Annotated in this window: 10 protein-coding genes; 5 read left to right on the top strand and 5 right to left on the bottom strand. The window is 64.4% G+C overall.

From position 1 onward, the window contains the following. Positions 1-24: 24 nt before the first annotated feature. The gene (locus tag SH412_RS05775; protein ID WP_336522561.1) at positions 25-795 is read right to left on the bottom strand and encodes a creatininase family protein; all 771 of its coding nucleotides are present in this window, start codon (positions 793-795) and stop codon (positions 25-27) included. A 158-nt stretch (positions 796-953) separates the two neighbouring features. Between SH412_RS05775 and SH412_RS05770 the strand changes: the two genes are divergently transcribed. The 3 genes from SH412_RS05770 to SH412_RS05760 all read left to right on the top strand — a co-directional run bounded on the left by SH412_RS05770 (position 954) and on the right by SH412_RS05760 (position 6,813). Continuing rightward, positions 954-1,934 carry a dihydrodipicolinate synthase family protein gene (locus tag SH412_RS05770; RefSeq protein ID WP_336522560.1) on the top strand — a complete coding sequence of 327 codons (981 nt, stop codon included), beginning with the start codon at positions 954-956 and terminating at the stop codon, positions 1,932-1,934. A 239-nt stretch (positions 1,935-2,173) separates the two neighbouring features. After that, the gene (locus SH412_RS05765) at positions 2,174-5,323 is read left to right on the top strand and encodes a DUF1553 domain-containing protein (RefSeq protein WP_336522559.1); all 3,150 of its coding nucleotides are present in this window, start codon (positions 2,174-2,176) and stop codon (positions 5,321-5,323) included. Positions 5,324-5,364: 41 nt separating this feature from the next. After that, on the top strand, positions 5,365-6,813 hold the full coding sequence (locus tag SH412_RS05760; protein ID WP_336522558.1) for a DUF1501 domain-containing protein: 1,449 nt from the start codon (positions 5,365-5,367) through the stop codon (positions 6,811-6,813). A gap of 98 nt (positions 6,814-6,911) precedes the next feature. On the opposite strand, the gene nadB is transcribed toward SH412_RS05760, so the two are convergent. Beyond that, the gene (gene nadB / locus SH412_RS05755; protein ID WP_336522557.1) at positions 6,912-8,543 is read right to left on the bottom strand and encodes an L-aspartate oxidase; all 1,632 of its coding nucleotides are present in this window, start codon (positions 8,541-8,543) and stop codon (positions 6,912-6,914) included. An 84-nt stretch (positions 8,544-8,627) separates the two neighbouring features. Then, the gene (locus SH412_RS05750; protein ID WP_336522556.1) at positions 8,628-9,473 is read right to left on the bottom strand and encodes a menaquinone biosynthesis family protein; all 846 of its coding nucleotides are present in this window, start codon (positions 9,471-9,473) and stop codon (positions 8,628-8,630) included. Positions 9,474-9,728: 255 nt separating this feature from the next. Between SH412_RS05750 and SH412_RS05745 the strand changes: the two genes are divergently transcribed. Then, positions 9,729-11,630 carry an ABC-F family ATP-binding cassette domain-containing protein gene (locus SH412_RS05745; protein WP_336522555.1) on the top strand — a complete coding sequence of 634 codons (1,902 nt, stop codon included), beginning with the start codon at positions 9,729-9,731 and terminating at the stop codon, positions 11,628-11,630. Between the two features lie 229 nt (positions 11,631-11,859). Here SH412_RS05745 and SH412_RS05740 read toward each other — a convergent pair whose 3' ends face one another. After that, positions 11,860-13,305 (bottom strand): DUF1501 domain-containing protein, encoded by a 1,446-nt coding sequence (locus tag SH412_RS05740; RefSeq protein ID WP_336522554.1) that lies wholly within the window; start codon positions 13,303-13,305, stop codon positions 11,860-11,862. 36 nt (positions 13,306-13,341) lie between these two features. Continuing rightward, positions 13,342-15,615, bottom strand: coding sequence for a DUF1549 and DUF1553 domain-containing protein (locus tag SH412_RS05735; protein WP_336522553.1), 2,274 nt, complete (start codon positions 15,613-15,615; stop codon positions 13,342-13,344). 394 nt (positions 15,616-16,009) lie between these two features. Here SH412_RS05735 and SH412_RS05730 point away from each other — a divergent pair, with 394 nt between their 5' ends. Beyond that, positions 16,010-16,492, top strand: coding sequence for a hypothetical protein (locus SH412_RS05730; protein WP_336522552.1), 483 nt, complete (start codon positions 16,010-16,012; stop codon positions 16,490-16,492). Positions 16,493-16,611: the final 119 nt, after the last annotated feature.

The following is a 16,611-nucleotide window of genomic DNA, read 5'->3' as shown; positions in this document are numbered from 1 at the left end:
ACAGCCTACTTCAACGGGTGAGGCTCAGGCCTTCTCGGGCGGGAACCAGGTGTGGCCATCCCAGCCGGCGACGTCGCGGACGTGGCGGACGATCCCCTGCGTGAAGACTTCGAACAGATGCTCTCCCTTTTCGGCGGTCGCCCGGCGGGGATCACCGATGTAACCGAGTTTCGTCCGATCCTTCGTCGTCCAGCCCCGATAGGCCGGTTCAAACCCGTATTCGAAGGACGCCGGCTCGAGTCCGTCGATCGGGCCGACCAGGTGCGGGGCCAGACGGAGAATCATCGAGGTCTCCCATTCGCAGGCATGTCCCATCGAAGTCTGGACCAGGTCGGATCGCCCTTCGCGCGGATCGGCGAATTCCCAGTACGTGGCGAATAACAGGAGCAGGTCTTCGCGGTGCCGGTACTTCTGCCGCACTTCAAAGACCGCCTGCTTGCCAGGCGTAATATTGCCTCCGTGGCCGTTCAGCAGAATGATCCGCCGGAAACCGTGGAACAGGAAGTTTTCCATCAGGTCAACCAGCAGATCCAAATAGACCCGCGGGCTGGCGGAGAGGGTGCCGGGAAAGTCCATGTGGTGGTGCGAATTGCCCAGCCACATCAGGGGGGCGAACAGGGCCTGGCCTTCCAGGGCGGCGGAAGCCCGGCGGACGACTTCGCCGAGCAGCAGGCTGTCGGTGAAAACGGGGAGGTGGCCGCCGTGCTGTTCGAGGGCCGCGACAGGAATCACGACGGGGGTCGAACGGGGGAGGGCCTCGACGGCGGGCCAAGTCAGATCGGAAAGTTGCACCATGCACCTCTATGTCTGGGAAGGCGGGAGTACCGGGCGAGAGAGCATATCGTCCTCTCACGAAGTCACCGCGGCAAGCGTACGCCGCCGCATTGGTTCTCGCAGGTCCGGTTGCCGGCTAAGATGGGACCGCCTCCCACGCCCAATTTGCGAGCTGCTCCATGACCGAAATCTCAACCGTCAATCCCCTGACGCTCCTGCGGCCCCGTCGCAAGGTCGAGGGGATTTCCGCCATCCTGCTGCCGTTCGTCGCGTCCGGCGAAGTCGACTGGCCATCGTTTGAGGCGCACGTCGAGCGGACGGCCCGCTGCGGTTTGACGCCGGCGGTCAACATGGACACCGGCTACGTCCACCTGCTCGACGCGGAACTGCAGGATCGCATCCTGGACCGGACCCGCGCCATCCTGGGGGGGCTGCCGTTCGTCGCCGGGGCGTTCGTGGGGGATCAGCCGGGAGCGGCGTTTCAGCCGGACGCCTATCTGGCACGGATGGACGCCATTGCCCGGCGCGGCGGAACGCCGGTGATCTTTCAGTCGTACGGACTGACGCGTCAGCCCGGTCCGGAGATTGTCGCGGCGTATCAGCAGCTTGCGGCGAAGAGCGACCGATTCATCGGCTTCGAACTGACGACCGATCTGGCCCCGTTCGGGGCGGTCTACGATCTGGCGACGTACGAGGGGATGCTGCGGATTCCGCAGTGCATCGGGGCCAAGCACTCGTCGTTCCATCGCGAACCGGAATGGGAACGGCTCGTGCTGCGGGATCGCGTCCGGCCGGACTTTCGCGTCTACACGGGGAACGATTTTGCGATCGACATGATCATGTACGGCAGCGACTACCTGCTGGGCCTGAGCACGTTCGCCCCCGATCTGTTTGCTCTGCGTGACACGTACTGGGAAGCGGGCGATCCGCGGTTCTACGAACTGAACGACCAGCTCCAGTATCTGGGGTATTTTGCGTTCCGCGCGCCGTCCCCCGCGTACAAACATTCGGCGGCCCAGTTCCTGCAATTGCGCGGGTGGACGTCGACCAGCCAGACGCATCCGCGGAGTCCGTCCCGGCCGGACTCGGACGTGGAGGTTTTGCGCGAGTTGGGGCAGCGGATGCGGGTGGTGGAGTCGAGGGAAGCGAATAGGGAGTAGCGAATAGCGAATCGCCAGAGAAGAGGGCTGATCGTGGATCGCCTATCGCCGGAGACGGGGCAAACGGTCGAATCTGGCTCTAGACACTCGACTCTCGTCTCTCGACTCCTGCCTTTCGACATTCCGCCTTCGTCATTCGACATTTCCCGCCTCGTCGGTTGCGGTATCGCCCCACACTACCAGCGCGATAGACTGGAGGGGTCGAAACCCGCCAGATTTTCCGCCTGTGAGTTCCCGCCATGCTGCGCGTTTTCCTGGCCTGCCTGACTGTTGCGCTGTGTGCGAGCTCCGCAGTTGCGGGGGACATTCAGTTCAGTCGCGATATTCTGCCGATCCTGTCGGATGCCTGCTTCCAGTGTCATGGACCGGATGACAAGGCCCGCGAGGGGGATCTCCGCCTCGACCGCGAGGCCGATGTGTTCCGCGCCCGGGACAGCGTGCACATCATCGTCCGCGGCAAGGCGGATCAGAGCGAACTGGTCCGGCGGATTCTGAGCACCAACCCCGATGAGGTGATGCCGCCGGCCCGGGCTGCCGGCAAGCTGACGAAGTCGCAGATTGCGCTGCTCAGGCAGTGGGTCGACGAAGGGGCGCCGTGGGGGCGGCACTGGGCCTTCGAGCCGATGGCCCGTCCTGCACCGCCGGCCGTAAAACGCACCGACTGGCCGGCAAATGCGATCGATCGATTTATCCTGTCCCGGCTGGAGCGGGAAGGGCTTTCTCCGGCGGCTCCGGCGCATCGCGAGACGCTGATCCGGCGGGTGACGTTCGATCTGACGGGGTTGCCGCCGACGCCTGCCGAGGTGGCGGCGTTTGTTGCGGACGCCTCTCCCGCCGCGTACGAACGGGTGGTCGACCGGCTGCTGGAATCTCCCCGTTACGGCGAGCGGATGGCGGCGGACTGGCTGGATATTGCCCGCTATGCCGACACACACGGTTATCAGATGGACCGCTACCGGGCGATGTGGCCCTACCGGGACTGGGTGATCGGGGCTTTCAATCGGAATCTGCCGTTCCGCGAGTTCATCGTCTGGCAGCTTGCGGGGGATCTCCTGCCGGACGCCACGCGCGAACAGCGACTGGCGACCGCCTTCAACCGGCTGCACATGCAGAACGAAGAGGGGGGCGTGGTCGCCGAGGAATTCCGGACGGCGTACGTGGTGGACCGCGTCAATACGATGGGGACGGCGTTTCTCGGTCTGACCTTCGAGTGTTCGCGGTGCCACAACCACAAGTACGACCCGATCTCGCAGCAGGAGTTCTACGGGCTCTACAGCTTCTTCAACAATATCGATGAATACGGGCAGACGACGTATTTCACGCCCGCGATGCCGGTCCCGACGCTGCTGCTGCCGGACGATGCGACCGAGGCCAAGTTGGGGCAGCTCGACCAGCAGATCCAGGCCGCGGAACAGCGACTGCAGGCCGTGACAGCCGACGAGGCGGCGGCGTTGGCGACATGGCTCGGGAGTCGAACCGGCGAGTTACCGCTGCCCAGACCGGTTGCTGCGTTCGACTTCGAGACGCTCGAAGGGAACAAGGCGGTCAACAGCATTGATGTCGAGAAACCTCTCTCGGCGAGCGACAACCCGCAACTCGCGCCCGGCAAGGTCGGGCAGGCGGTGGTTCTTTCGGGGGACAACAGCCTGACCGGCGGAGGCGTAGGCGCCTTCGCGCGGGCGGATGCCTTCAGCTTCACGCTCTGGCTGAAGCCCGCGGAGATTGTTTCGCGGGAGGTCGTGTTTCATGCGAGCAAGGCCGCCGCGGACGCCGGCAGCCGGGGCTACGAACTGCTGCTGGAAGATGGTCACGTTTCATTCGGTCTGCATCACATGTGGCCCGGAAATTCGCTGAAGGTGACGACGAATGGGGCGATCCCGGCGGCGGACTGGACTCACGTGGCCATCAGTTATGACGGCTCCAGCAAGGCGGCGGGCTTGAAGCTGTTCCTGAACGGTGTTCCGGCGGACGTGGAAGTGATCCGCGACGGACTGTTCAAGGACATCACGTACGACGGGGCGTCTGCGGCATTTCAAATCGGGGCGCGATTTCGCGACAGTGGTTTCAAGGGGGGGAGCGTCGACGAGCTGCAGATCTACAATCTGCCCCTGACGACGATCGAGGTCGCCAGGATCGCCGGCAATCCCCGCGGTCAGGAGGCATGGTCGGCGACGCCTGACGCATTGACTCCCGGGCAGCGGAAAGAGCTGCAGGACTACTATCTGGCTCGCGTTTCCGCGCCGGTCGCCGATGCGCGAAAGGTGCTGGCGGATTTGCGGCAGGAGCAGTCTAAGACGATCAATCCCGTGATGGAAGTCATGGCGATGCGGGAGATGTCCGAGCCGCGGCCCACGTTCGTCCTCAAGCGGGGAGCTTACGACGCACCCGGCGAACCCGTGACGGCGGGGACTCCGGCGGTGCTGCCCGCATTCCCAGCGGATCAGCCGAAGAACCGGCTGGGGCTGGCACGCTGGCTGACCGATCGCGAGCATCCGCTGACGGCCCGGGTGACCGTCAATCGCGCGTGGCAGCAGTGCTTTGGGCGCGGGCTGGTGGAAACAACGGACAATTTCGGCAGTCAGGGGGCGTGGCCGTCGCACCCGGATCTGCTTGACTGGCTGGCGAGAGACTTCGTGGCGAACGGCTGGGACATGAAATCCCTGCTCAAAGAGATTGTGATGTCGGCGACCTATCGGCAGAGCTCCGTGGCGTCTCCTGAGTTGCTGGCCCGCGATCCGGCGAACGTGCTGCATGCCCGCGGGCCGGTGCGTCGGCTGACTGCCGAGATGCTCCGTGACCAGGCGCTCGCGGTCAGCGGACTGTTTGCGGAGAAGCTGGGTGGCCCGAGCGTGAAGCCGTATCAGCCGGACGGATTGTGGGACGTGGCGATGGGCCGGCCGCAGTACGACCAGGGTCACGGCCCGGACCTCTATCGCCGGAGTCTTTACACGTTCTGGAAACGGACCGTTCCCCCGCCCTCGATGATCACGTTCGACGCCGCCGACCGAAACGTCTGCGTGGTGAAGCGTCAGAGCACGAGCACGCCTCTGCAGGCGCTGGCGCTGCTGAATGACGTGCAGATTGTGGAGGCGGCCCGGTTCCTCGGCCAGCGGATGCTGAAGGAAGGGGGAGCGGCGCTGGATGAGAGGCTCGCCTGGGCGTTCCGGACGGCGACCAGTCGATCGCCGCAGCCGCGGCAGATCGCGGTGTTGAAGCAGGTCTGGGACGAACAGCGAGCCATTTTCGCCGCCGATCCCGAGGCGGCTCAGAAGCTGCTGGCGCAGGGGGAAGGGAAGGCGGATGAATCGCTCGATCCGCTCGACCTGGCGGCGGCGACCGTTGTGGCCGAACTGCTGCTGAACTTCGACGAGACCGTCGTTCTGCGCTGATTTCCGGAATGAATCGACCGCGAGCTGCGGAGAGACGCAAAATGTTCTGCTCGAACGTGAATGTGGGCTTGAATCGCCGGGACTTCTTCGGCCGCTCGGGGCTCGGACTGGGTGGCCTGGCGCTGTCGCAACTGCTCGGACGGGACGCGGTGGCTGAGATTGCGCCGCCGAATCCGTTTCAGGGGATCCTCGATCAACCGCACCATACGCCGCAGGCGAAGCGGATTATTTATCTTTTCATGAGCGGCGGTCCGTCTCAGCTCGACCTGTTCGATTATAAGCCGCTGCTCAACGAGATGAACGGCCAGGATCTGCCGGCGAGCGTGCGGCAGGGGCAGCGTTTGACAGGGATGTCTGCCAACCAGGCGATTCTGCCGCTGGCGGGGTCGGTCTTCAAATTCGACAAGCACGGCGAGAGCGGCGCCACAATCAGCGAGCTGTTTCCATCGCTCGCCGAGGTCGCCGATGACCTGTGCTTTGTGAAGTCGCTGCACACGGAGGCGATCAATCACGACCCGGCGATCACGTTCTTTCAGACTGGTTCGCAGCTTGCGGGCCGGCCGTCGATCGGCTCGTGGCTGAGTTATGGTCTGGGAAGCGCGAACGAGAATCTGCCGGCGTTCGTGGTGCTGATTTCGAAAGACCGGATCGATCAGCCGCTGTATGCCCGGCTGTGGGGCAATGGATTTCTGCCGAGCATCCACCAGGGGGTGCAGTTCCGCTCGGGGGCCGATCCGGTGTTGTACCTCAAGAATCCGGAAGGAATCTCGGCGGCGAGCCGCCGGAAGATGCTCGACCGGCTCGCCGAGCTGCATCACCAGCAGTTTGAAGACCTGGGCGATCCGGAGATCAACGCCCGGGTGGCCCAGTACGAGATGGCTTACCGGATGCAGACCAGCGTTCCCGAGGTGATGGATCTCTCCGGGGAAACGGAAGCGACGTTCGAACTCTACGGTTCCGCCGCGCGGCAGCCGGGGACATTCGCGGCGAACTGCCTGCTGGCCCGCCGACTCGCCGAGCGGAACGTGCGGTTCATTCAGCTTTATCATCCGGGGTGGGATCAGCACGGGAACCTGCCGGGGGCGATCCGACGGCAGTGCTCCGATGTGGATCAGCCCTGCAAAGCCCTGATCCTGGATCTCAAGCAGCGGGGATTGCTGGAAGACACGCTGATCGTCTGGGGAGGTGAGTTCGGCCGGACGAATTATTCGCAGGGGAAGCTGACGAAGACGGACTACGGGCGGGACCATCACCCGCGCTGTTTCACGATGTGGTTCGCGGGGGGCGGCATCAAGCCGGGGATGACCTACGGCGCGACGGACGACTTCGGCTACAACGTCGCCGAGAACCCGGTCCACGTCCACGACCTGCAGGCGACGCTGCTGGACCTGCTGGGGATCGACCACACCCGGCTGACGTTCAAGTTCCAGGGCCGGCACTACCGGCTGACCGACGTGCATGGGGAAGTGGTGCGGGAGATTCTGGCGTGAGGGGCGTTTATCGTTGATGGTCGATCGTTGATCGTTGAGAAATACCAGGTCGTCGGCCGCGGCGTTTCTTCTAACCATCGACGATCAACGATCGACCATCAACGAACGTCGTCCGCGACCAGCGGAATATGGACCGCTTCGGCGGGATCCATCGCGGGGTAGTCGCTGCGGGCGTGGACGCCGCGAGATTCTTTGCGGACGGCTGCGGCGCGGATCATCAGCCGGGCGGTGAGGAGCATGTTCTGCAGCTCCCAGCCGCGGACGGACGAGAACTCGCGGGGACCGACGTAGCGATCCCAGAATTCGATCTGGTGCAGGGCCGATTCCAGCCCTTCCGCATTCCGCGAGATGCCTACGTGCCGCCACATCTCGCTGGTGAGCGAGTTCCACAGATCTTCGAGCTTGAGATCGTCATCGATACCGGGCGTGGATTGAATCGGGTCGGGAACCAGCGGGATCGCGGAGAACCGGTCGGGTTCGTCGAGCGCCAGGGCCGAGACGTTCGCTCCGGCCCGTCGCCCGAAGACCAGGCCTTCCAGCAGGCTGTTACTGGCCAGGCGGTTGGCGCCGTGGAGGCCTGTGGAGGTGACTTCGCCGGCGGCCCAGAGGCGTTTGAGAGAGGTGCGGGCTTCACCATCAGTGGTGACGCCGCCGACCATGTAATGCGCGCCGGGGCGGACGGGAATCAGGTCGCGAGTTAGATCGAGGCCAAAGTCGCCGCAGACTTTGCGGATATGCGGAAACCGCTCGGCGACCAGTTCCTTCGGCAGGTGGGTCACGTCGAGGTAAACGCAGTGATGCCGGGTTTTCTCCATCTGCTTCGTGATGGCCTGGCTGACGACGTCGCGGGGGGCCAGTTCCATCGCGGGATCGTAGTCCCCCATGAAGCGGACGCCGTGACAGTCGCGGAGCAGGCCCCCTTCGCCGCGGACGGCCTCGGAGATCAGGTGGCGGGACCCGCCGGCGATGTAGAGGACCGTCGGGTGGAACTGCATGAATTCCATGTCGCGCAGCTCGGCCCCGGCGCGGAAGGCCATCGCCTGTCCGTCGGCGGTGGCGATGTCGGGATTGGTGGTTTCGCGGTAGAGCCGGCCCGCGCCGCCGGTGCACAGAATCGTCTGCTTGGCCCAGACGAAGGTCTTGCCGTGCTGGGGATTCCACATCAGCGCGCCGCGGCATTCCCCCTCGTGAGTGAGCAAATCGAGCGTGAAGGTCTGCTCCCAGACTTCGATGTTGGGAGACTGGCGGGTCCGTTCGATGAGTGCCCGGATGATTTCTTTACCGGTGGCATCGCCGAGAGCGTGTGCCACGCGGCGGTGGCTGTGGCCCCCTTCGTGACCGAGGGCCATCTCGCCGTTTTCCTGATCGAAGACCGCGCCGTAGCCGATCAGCTCGCGGATGCGATCGGGGGCTTCCCGGACGACCAGTTCGACGATCGGGATGTTGCAGAGGCCCTTGCCGGCGGCGAGCGTGTCGGCGACGTGGTTGGCGAAATCGTCCACCGGATCAAAGACGCCGGCGATGCCTCCCTGCGCCCAGGCGCTGTTCGAGAGCTGGACCCGATCTTTGGTGGCCATCACCACGTTGAGCCGGGAGTCGATTTCGAGGGCCGCCCGCATTCCCGCGATGCCGGCTCCGACGATCAGCACGTCCGTGAAGAGGTGGGGAACCCGTTTGGGATCGAACCGCACGAGATACCGCCGCTTGGGGGCAATCCGAATCGGTTCCATCAGATCGTTCCCAGTTCGTCGTCGACGTCTGCCAAAGGAAACCGGCGCGGTGGCCGCGCCGGTTCATCATCGTCCCGCGATCGCTCAGCCGATGAATTCGACCTGCACCGGCTGCGGGATAATCTTCGCATCATACGCCCGTTGCAGCAGCGTCGCCACGGCCTTCCGGCCGCGCTCGCCGAAGTCGATCGTCCAGTCGTTGACGTACATGCCGACGAACTTGTCAGCCTGGCTGCGGTCGAGGTCCCGACCGAACTGCAGGGCGTACGCCAGGGCCTCGGCCCGGTGATCGAGAGCGTACTGGATGCTCTCCTTGAGCAGCCGGGTGACGTCCTGCATGACCTTGGGGCCGAGATCCCGGCGGATCGCGTTGCCGCCGAGCGGCAGGGGCAGGCCGGTGTCTTCGAGCCACCACTTGCCGAGATCGACGATCAGCTTGAGGCCCTGGTTCATGTAGGTGAGCTGGCCTTCGTGAATGATCAGGCCGGCGTCGACTTTCCCCTGCTCGACGACATTGAGGATTTCGTCAAAGGGATAGACGACCGGGGTGAAATCGTCCCCCAGCCACAACTTGAGAGCCAGGTAGGCAGTTGTCAATTTGCCGGGGATCGCGATCGTCTTGCCGCGAAGGTCTTCGCGAGTCATCGGCTCGCGGGCCACGACCATCGGGCCGTAGTCGTCACCCATGCTGCACCCGCAGGCGCAGAGGGCGTACTTGTCGGTCATGTACGCGTAGCCGTGCAGGCTGACGGCGGTCAGTTCCAGTTCGCCCTTCAGAGCCCGGTCGTTGAGGGTCTGGATGTCCTGCAGCTCGTGGGTGAAGCGGTAGGGGCCGGCGTCGATTTTGTTATTCGCCAGCGCATGGAACATGAAGGCATCGTCGGGATCGGGACTGTGTCCCACGCGAATCAGTTGCTTCTCGGCAGACATTCCGACTCTCATTTCATACGTCGTGAGCGGGCTTCCGGCCCTGCGGGTCCGGCAAGCCCCTGCGGTCCGTCCAGCCCCGCGCGGGGAAACTCCGGAACGGTGCGGCCGACGTCGCCTCATCCGCGAGACGACGGTGATCCGGCCGTCAGAATTGCTGCAATATAGTCCCCCGCTTTAGGATTGACCAACCTGCCGGGGCTGCCGGAAGGGCGTCCGGGGCAAATCCGCCCGCTTTCGCTGGAACCAGATCCCCCGATGATCCTCATTTCCACCCGCGACCTCAGCCGCCAGTTCGACAGTGCGCCGATTCTGAACAAGGCCACCTTCGACGTCCGGGCGGGCGAACGGATCGGCCTGGTCGGGCCGAACGGGGCAGGAAAAACCACCCTGCTGCGGATTCTGGCCGGGCAGGACCACTCCGACACGGGGGAACTGGCGATTCCTGGCGACGTCCGGATCGAAATTCTGGAACAGCACCCGGAATTCGCCCCCGGCCGGACGCTCCTCGACGAGGCCCGCGAGGGGCTGGACACCGTGTTCCGCCTGCAGGAGGAATCGCACCGGGTCGCCGACCAGATGGCGACGGCCGCCCCTGACGAACTGGCCAGGCTGCAGAAGCGGTTCGACGCCATCCAGCACGAGCTGCAGCGGCTGGACGGGTTTCAGGTCGACTACCGGATCGACCAGGTCCTGGCGGGGCTGGGATTCGACCGGTCCCAGTACGACCAGCCGGCGCAGTCCCTCAGCGGCGGACAGCAGAACCGGCTGCTCCTCGCCCGGCTGCTCCTGAGGGCGCCCGACGTCCTGCTGCTCGACGAACCGACGAACCACCTGGACATCGCCGCCACGGAGTGGCTGGAAAACTACCTGGTGGGCTGCGGGCGGGCGATGGTGCTGGTCAGCCACGACCGCTACTTCCTGGACCGGGTCTGCACGCGGATTCTGGAGCAGCATCAGGGGCGGCTGAGCGACTATCCGGGGAATTTCTCGCAGTACTGGCGGCTGCGGGAAGAGCGGCAACTGGTCGCCCAGCGGGCCTTCGAAAAGCAGCAGGAATTCATCGCCCGGACCGAAGAGTTCATCACTCGCAACCGCTACGGGCAGCTTTCGAAACAGTCTAAAGACCGCGAACAGAAGCTGGCCCGGGTCGAGGCTGTCGAAACCATCAGCGACATCGACGGCCCCAACATGGGCTTCGGCAACTGCACCCGGACCGGCGACTGGGTCATCGAGGCCACCGGCCTGACGAAAGGCTTCGGCGGCCCGCCCCTCTTCAAAGAAGTCTCGCTGCGCGTCGATCGCGGCGACCGGCTCGGCATCATCGGCCCCAACGGCACCGGCAAAACGACCCTGCTGCGGACGCTGCTGAAGGAGCTTCCACCCGACGCCGGGACGGTGCGGTTCGGGGCCAACGTGCTGGTGGCCTATTTCGACCAGCAGCTCGCCTGCGTCGACGAAAATCTCGACGCGATGGAAGCGATCCGGCCGCCCGATATCGCCCGTTACACCGACGGCCAGCTCCGGGACTTGCTGGCGAAGTTCGGCGTCCGGGGCGCCCTGGCGCTGCAAAAGGTCGGGGCGATGAGCGGCGGCGAGCGGAGCAAAGTCGCCCTGGCCCGGATTGCCGCCCTGCAGCCGAACGTGCTGGTCCTCGACGAACCGACCAACCACCTCGATCTCTGGTCTCGCGACGCTCTGGAACAGGCCCTGCGGACGTTCGCAGGAACCCTGCTGTTCGTCAGCCACGACCGCTACTTCCTCGACCGGCTCGCGACGAAAGTCCTCGTCGTGGAACCGGACCGCTGGTTCCTGTTCGAAGGGAACTACTCCGAGTACGTCTCGTTCCGCAAAAACCAGCAGGCGGCCCAGCAGGCCAGCCAGGAAGGCCAAAAAGCGGCCGAGCGCGCCGCGGCGGAACGGAATAAGCCGTCAGACAGCAAACGCCGGCGAAAATACCCGTACCGCAAAGTCGAAGACATCGAAGCCGACATCGCGGCCAGTGAAGCCCAGTTCGCCCGCTGCGAGGCCGACCTGGCGGACGTCGAGGTGCATCGAGATGCGGAACGAATGCAGCGGACGCAGCAAGATTATGCGCAGGCCCAGGCAGATCTGGCCCGGCTGATGGAGCACTGGGAAGAGGCGATGGAGTTGAATTAGGGCGAGAAGTCAGTGCAAAATGAAAGGTGAAAAATGCAAAGTGCAAAATGGAAGAGGGGGTGAGGCGGACTCATGCAGGACGCATGCAAATGCACCCGTCCTTGGAGCTGGTGCATTTTGCTTTGCTTCATGCACCCTGTGTCTTTCTCGGTGACCTCAGTGCCTTCCGTGGTTCCATCTCTTCACTCTGATTCGTGCGAATTCGTGTGATTCGTGGTTCCCCCCGCAATCACGCAAACACCTTCTCGCACACATACCCCTCATTGAGCGTCGGCCGTTCCGGCCGGCCCTGGTGGCGGTAGATCAGGCGGGTGTGATCGAGACCCAGCGCCGCCAGGATCGTGGCGTGGAAGTCGTGGATGTGCAGGCGGTCGTCGACCGCGTGCATGCCGAAGTCGTCCGTCGAGCCGACGATCTTGCCTCCCTGAACGCCGCCACCCGCCAGCCACATCGTGAAACCGTACGGGTTATGATCGCGGCCGTCTCCCTTCTCGGACATCGGCGTGCGACCGAACTCGCCTCCCCAGACGATCAGCGTTTCCTCGAGCAGGCCGCGCTGTTTCAGGTCCATCAGCAGGGCGGCGATCGGCTTGTCGGTCGACTTGCACAGCCCCGAGTGATTCTGTTCCAGTTTGCTGTGAGCGTCCCACTTGCTCCCCGAGCCTGAATAGAGCTGGATGAACCGAACGCCGCGCTCGACCATCCGCCGGGCGAGGAGGCAGTTGCGGCCGAAGGCCTCGGTCGCCTTGTCGTTCAGACCGTACAGTTCCTGCGTTTCCGCGGTTTCCTGAGTCAGGTCGACTGCCTCGGGGGCGTGGGCCTGCATGCGGAAGGCGAGCTCGTAGGACTTGATGCGGGCTTCGAGTTCGGAGTCGCCGGGGCGAATCTCGGCGTGATGCCGATTCAAGCGATCGATGAATTCCAGCTTCTTCGACTGACGTTGCGCGGTGATCCCGTCCGGCGAATTGAGGTGCAGGATCGGATCGCGGCCGGGCTGGAACTTGGTCCCCTGGAACGTCGCCGGCATGAAGCCGGTGTTCCAGACGCGGTTGCCGCCGGGCGGTTCCCTGTCGCTGTCGAGCAGCACCACGAAGCTCGGCAGATTGCGGTTCTCGGTGCCGAGGCCGTAGGTGACCCAGGAGCCCATGCAGGGCCGGCCGCCGAGGATGCTGCCGGTATTCATCTGGGCCACGCCGCCGACGTGATTCAGCGAATCGCCCCAGACCGAGCGGATGACGCACAGGTCGTCAGCGTACTGCGCGACGTGCGGGTACCAGTCCGAAATCGGGATCCCGCTTTCGCCGTATTGCTTCCAGGTCCGCTGGCAGGCCAGCAGCGGATTCTCCGAAACCCCCATCGGGGTGATGACCCGCTTGACGGTCGACGGTAGCGGTTTGCCGGCGTACTCGTTGACGACCGGCTTGGGATCGAACGTGTCGATATGGCTCGGGCCGCCATCCATGAACAGGAAGATGACGCTCTTCGCCTTGCCGAAGGCGTGCGGTTTGCGGGCCGATTCTTCGATGATGGCGCCAGCGGCGGCCTCTTCGGCCAGCATCGCCGACAGCGCCAGGGCGCCGAAGCCGCCGCCGGCCCGCTGCAGGAAGTCGCGGCGGGACTGGGCGGGACGTGCGTGCGGCAGACGGAAGTCGCTGGCGGTGGGCTGGTTGGTCATGAGTGGCCTCCGGGCGGGCGGCTGCGAGCAGCCGGGTCAGTCCACAAACAGGAATTCGTTCGAGTTCAGGACGGCGTGGCAGAGATCGATCCAGGCTTCGCCGCTGGCCAGCTTGCGTCCGGCGGTCGCGTCTTCTCCCAGCGACGGGTTGAGCGCCAGGAACTGGTCCTGCTGCTGACCGAGGAACTGCAGAGCTTCGGCCTGCTCGACCGAATCGGGCGGGCGGCCGTAGGCGATCAGCCACAGGGACTCGACCATCCCGGCGGCGTCGCCGGTCGCATGCTCGGAATTGATGCGATCGGCGAGCTTGCGAGCCGCGCCGAGAACCAGTTCGCTGTTGAGAAGCATCAGGGCCTGCGGAGCAATTGTCGTCTGCGTCCGGCAGCCGCACGCCTCGTGCATATCGGGCAAATCGAAGACCTGGAGCATGGGGTAGGGCAGGTTGCGTTTCGCGTAGATGTAGACCGACCGGCGAACGCGATCCGCGGGGTTCTCGGAAACTTTCCAAGCTCCGGCCCCGCCGAATTTGGGGGGGAGTTCAGGGCGGACGCCAGCCCCGAACATCGAGTCGTTGAGAGAATCGGCAACTGCCAGCCAGGCGTCGCGGATCCGTTCGCCGGTGAGCCGCTGGCGGGGAAAGTGCCAGTAGGTTCGATTGTCGGGATCGGTCTTCAGGGCGATGGCGGAGTCGCTCGCGGCATCGGTCCGGAATCCGGCCTGCTGGTAAGTCGCGGAGGCCATGATCAGACGATGCAGTTCCTTGATGCTCTTACCGCGAGCCAGGAATTCGGCGGTCAACCAGTCGAGGAGCTCCGGGTGCGTCGGGGCGGCGGTCTGCACGCCGAAGTCGTTGGCGTTCTCGACCAGCCCCCGGCCAAAGTGCCCCTGCCAGATCCGATTCGTCAGCACGCGATAAGTGAGCGGGTTGTCGGCGGCGGTGAGCCACTCGACAAAGGCCGACCGTCGGCCGGATGTTCCCGGCCGCGGCGGCTGGATCGCCGGTCCTTTCCACCCTGCCTTGCGGAGAACCTCGGGGACATCGGGGGGCGTTTCGTCAAGCGGATAGTCATAGCTGCCAGTCGCCAGCAGGAATGTGTCGGGGGCTTTTTCGGAGACTTCCGTCACCGCCATCGCGGTCAGTTCGCGCGGCGGTTTCGGGGCCGACTTGCGGGCCTCGTCGAGGGCTTTGGTCAGCTCGTCGCGGCGGGCCGCATTGGCTTCGCCCATCGCCGCGAGCAGATCCTTGTCTTTGATCTCGATCTGCCGCTCGGACCAGAAGACGAGCTGCAACTGGTAGGGGGTGCGGTCTTCCGGGGCCGTGTCGACGGCGTCCAGCACGACCTTGGGGAACTTCAGCCGCTTCTCGGCGCCCGCTTTGGCGCGGGCGTCGCGGCTGATGGCGTGCAGTTCGCGTCGCAGGTCGGCGGTTCGGGCTTGCCATGCCTGCAATTCTTCGCGGTACTTTGCGAGCGCAGCGTTGTCGCCCAGCGGGACTTTGTCCTGCAGGGTGATGCCGGAAAAGAACGCCTGGAGCTGGTAGAAGTCGGACTGCAGGATCGGATCGAACTTGTGGTCGTGGCACTGGGCGCAGCCGATCGACAGCCCCAGGAAAACGGCCCCCAGGTTCCCCGTGTGATCATTGAGAGCCGACTGCCGCGCCAGCAGGACATCCGACGCATTGCTTTCGTCAGGCCACATGCGGTTGTAGCCGGTCGCGATCAGGGCGTCTTTGCTGTCCGGGAACAGTTCGTCCCCGGCGAGCTGTTCGGCGGCAAACTGGTCGTAGGGAGTGTCGTTGTTGAATGCGCGGATGACGTAGTCGCGGTACTGGTAGGCCTGCGGCCGGGCGGGGTCGGCGTTGAAGCCTGCCGTCTCAGCGTAGCGAACGAGGTCGAGCCACAACCGGCCCCAGGTTTCCCCATAGCGGGGATCGGCGAGGAATTCCTCGACGCGGCGTTCGAAAGCGTCCGGGCGATCATCGGCGACGAACGAGGCAATTTCCGCAGGAGTTGGCGGGACTCCCAGCAGATCGAACTTGGCCCGGCGGAGCAGCGTGTACTTGTCGGCCCGAGTCGAACTGCGCACTCCCGCGGTCTGCTGTTGAGCCGCGATGAAGGCGTCGATCGGATTGCCGTGGGCGGGGATTTCGATGGCCGGGACCGCTGGGCGGTTCACGGGCTGAAAGGCCCAGTGGGCGCGACCTTCCTCGACGGTGGGAGGACCATCCGATGCGAGCGACGGCAGGCAGGCTGCCAGAGCGACGAGGCCGAACAGTGTCCGTACCCGGAAATTGACTGCAATTCGCGGCATGCACAACCTCCGGGGAGCTACACCGCCCAGCCCGAAGGCCACCGGGCAGGGACTCGCGAGCGGGTGACGTCGCAGGGGGCGCAAACCCCAACGATTTGTGTGGTTCGGAGGGGAACTCCCTCGAAAAACTACAGCTCCCACTATAACCAAGTTCGACCGCTGCAACAGCCCTGCATCAGTGATCGCCGATCTTTCCGGAAATCGAAAAACGGGGGCGTCATGCGATCCGGGAATGATCGGCGGAATCTCACGCCTGAACCTGACATTTCGTGCACCAAAGAAATTCCGAAAATGGCAGCGTCCTTGGACCGGGGAGCGTCGACATCAACAATTCTGGCAGGGCTCTGTCGCAGCGACAGGCCGGCAGATGCTTTTCAATGGGACAAGACTGAGCATGGAATTCGTCGACGTACTTTCGCGCTGGGTGCATGTGGGGACGGCGATTACGGTGCTGGGGGGGAGCGTTTTCCTGCGATTTGTGCTCCAGCCCGCTGCGGCTCAGCTTCCTGAAGAACCGCATAACCAGTTGCGCGGTCTGGTGATGCAGCGCTGGCGGCGAATCGTCCAGGTGGGGATTCTGCTGTTTCTGCTGAGCGGGTTCTACAACTATCTGGGGGGGATGGGCGGTCACCGCGGCGACAAATTCTATCACATGCTCGTCGGAACTAAGATTCTGCTGGCGTTTGGCGTGTTCTTCCTGGCCTCGGTCCTGACCGGCCGGTCGCCGACGTTTGAGTGGATGCGGGCGAAGTCGAAAACCTGGCTCGCCGTGACGATTGGCCTGGCGGCAATCGTTGTCGCAATTTCGGGTTACGTCAAAGTGGTCCATCCGCCGCGCGCCGCCCCAGTCGCGAGCCCCGCTCCGGCGGTCCATTAGCCGCGGCCACGAAGTGGGGGCGCCGCATTCTGCGTCTCTATTGGAGCAACTTGGAGTGCGATTTTGAGCGCATGGAAGTGTTCGTTTGTGGAATTGCCCGGGATGTCGGTGACGAGATT

It is taken from the genome of Planctellipticum variicoloris (assembly GCF_030622045.1).
GTDB classification, from domain to species: Bacteria; Planctomycetota; Planctomycetia; order Planctomycetales; family Planctomycetaceae; genus Planctellipticum; species Planctellipticum variicoloris.
The sequence above is the reverse complement of the archived record's forward strand: the minus strand, read 5'-3'. Positions and strand labels throughout refer to the sequence as shown.

What these genes read in the sequence shown, in the direction of transcription:
- SH412_RS05750 (WP_336522556.1), bottom strand. Translation starts at nt 9,473, where the DNA reads ATGTCTGCCGAGAAGCAACTGATTCGCGTGGGACACAGTCCCGATCCC.
- SH412_RS05765 (WP_336522559.1), top strand. Translation starts at nt 2,174, where the DNA reads ATGCTGCGCGTTTTCCTGGCCTGCCTGACTGTTGCGCTGTGTGCGAGC.
- SH412_RS05775 (WP_336522561.1), bottom strand. Translation starts at nt 795, where the DNA reads ATGGTGCAACTTTCCGATCTGACTTGGCCCGCCGTCGAGGCCCTCCCC.
- SH412_RS05740 (WP_336522554.1), bottom strand. Translation starts at nt 13,305, where the DNA reads ATGACCAACCAGCCCACCGCCAGCGACTTCCGTCTGCCGCACGCACGT.
- SH412_RS05770 (WP_336522560.1), top strand. Translation starts at nt 954, where the DNA reads ATGACCGAAATCTCAACCGTCAATCCCCTGACGCTCCTGCGGCCCCGT.
- SH412_RS05735 (WP_336522553.1), bottom strand. Translation starts at nt 15,615, where the DNA reads ATGCCGCGAATTGCAGTCAATTTCCGGGTACGGACACTGTTCGGCCTC.
- nadB (WP_336522557.1), bottom strand. Translation starts at nt 8,543, where the DNA reads ATGGAACCGATTCGGATTGCCCCCAAGCGGCGGTATCTCGTGCGGTTC.
- SH412_RS05760 (WP_336522558.1), top strand. Translation starts at nt 5,365, where the DNA reads ATGTTCTGCTCGAACGTGAATGTGGGCTTGAATCGCCGGGACTTCTTC.
- SH412_RS05730 (WP_336522552.1), top strand. Translation starts at nt 16,010, where the DNA reads ATGGAATTCGTCGACGTACTTTCGCGCTGGGTGCATGTGGGGACGGCG.
- SH412_RS05745 (WP_336522555.1), top strand. Translation starts at nt 9,729, where the DNA reads ATGATCCTCATTTCCACCCGCGACCTCAGCCGCCAGTTCGACAGTGCG.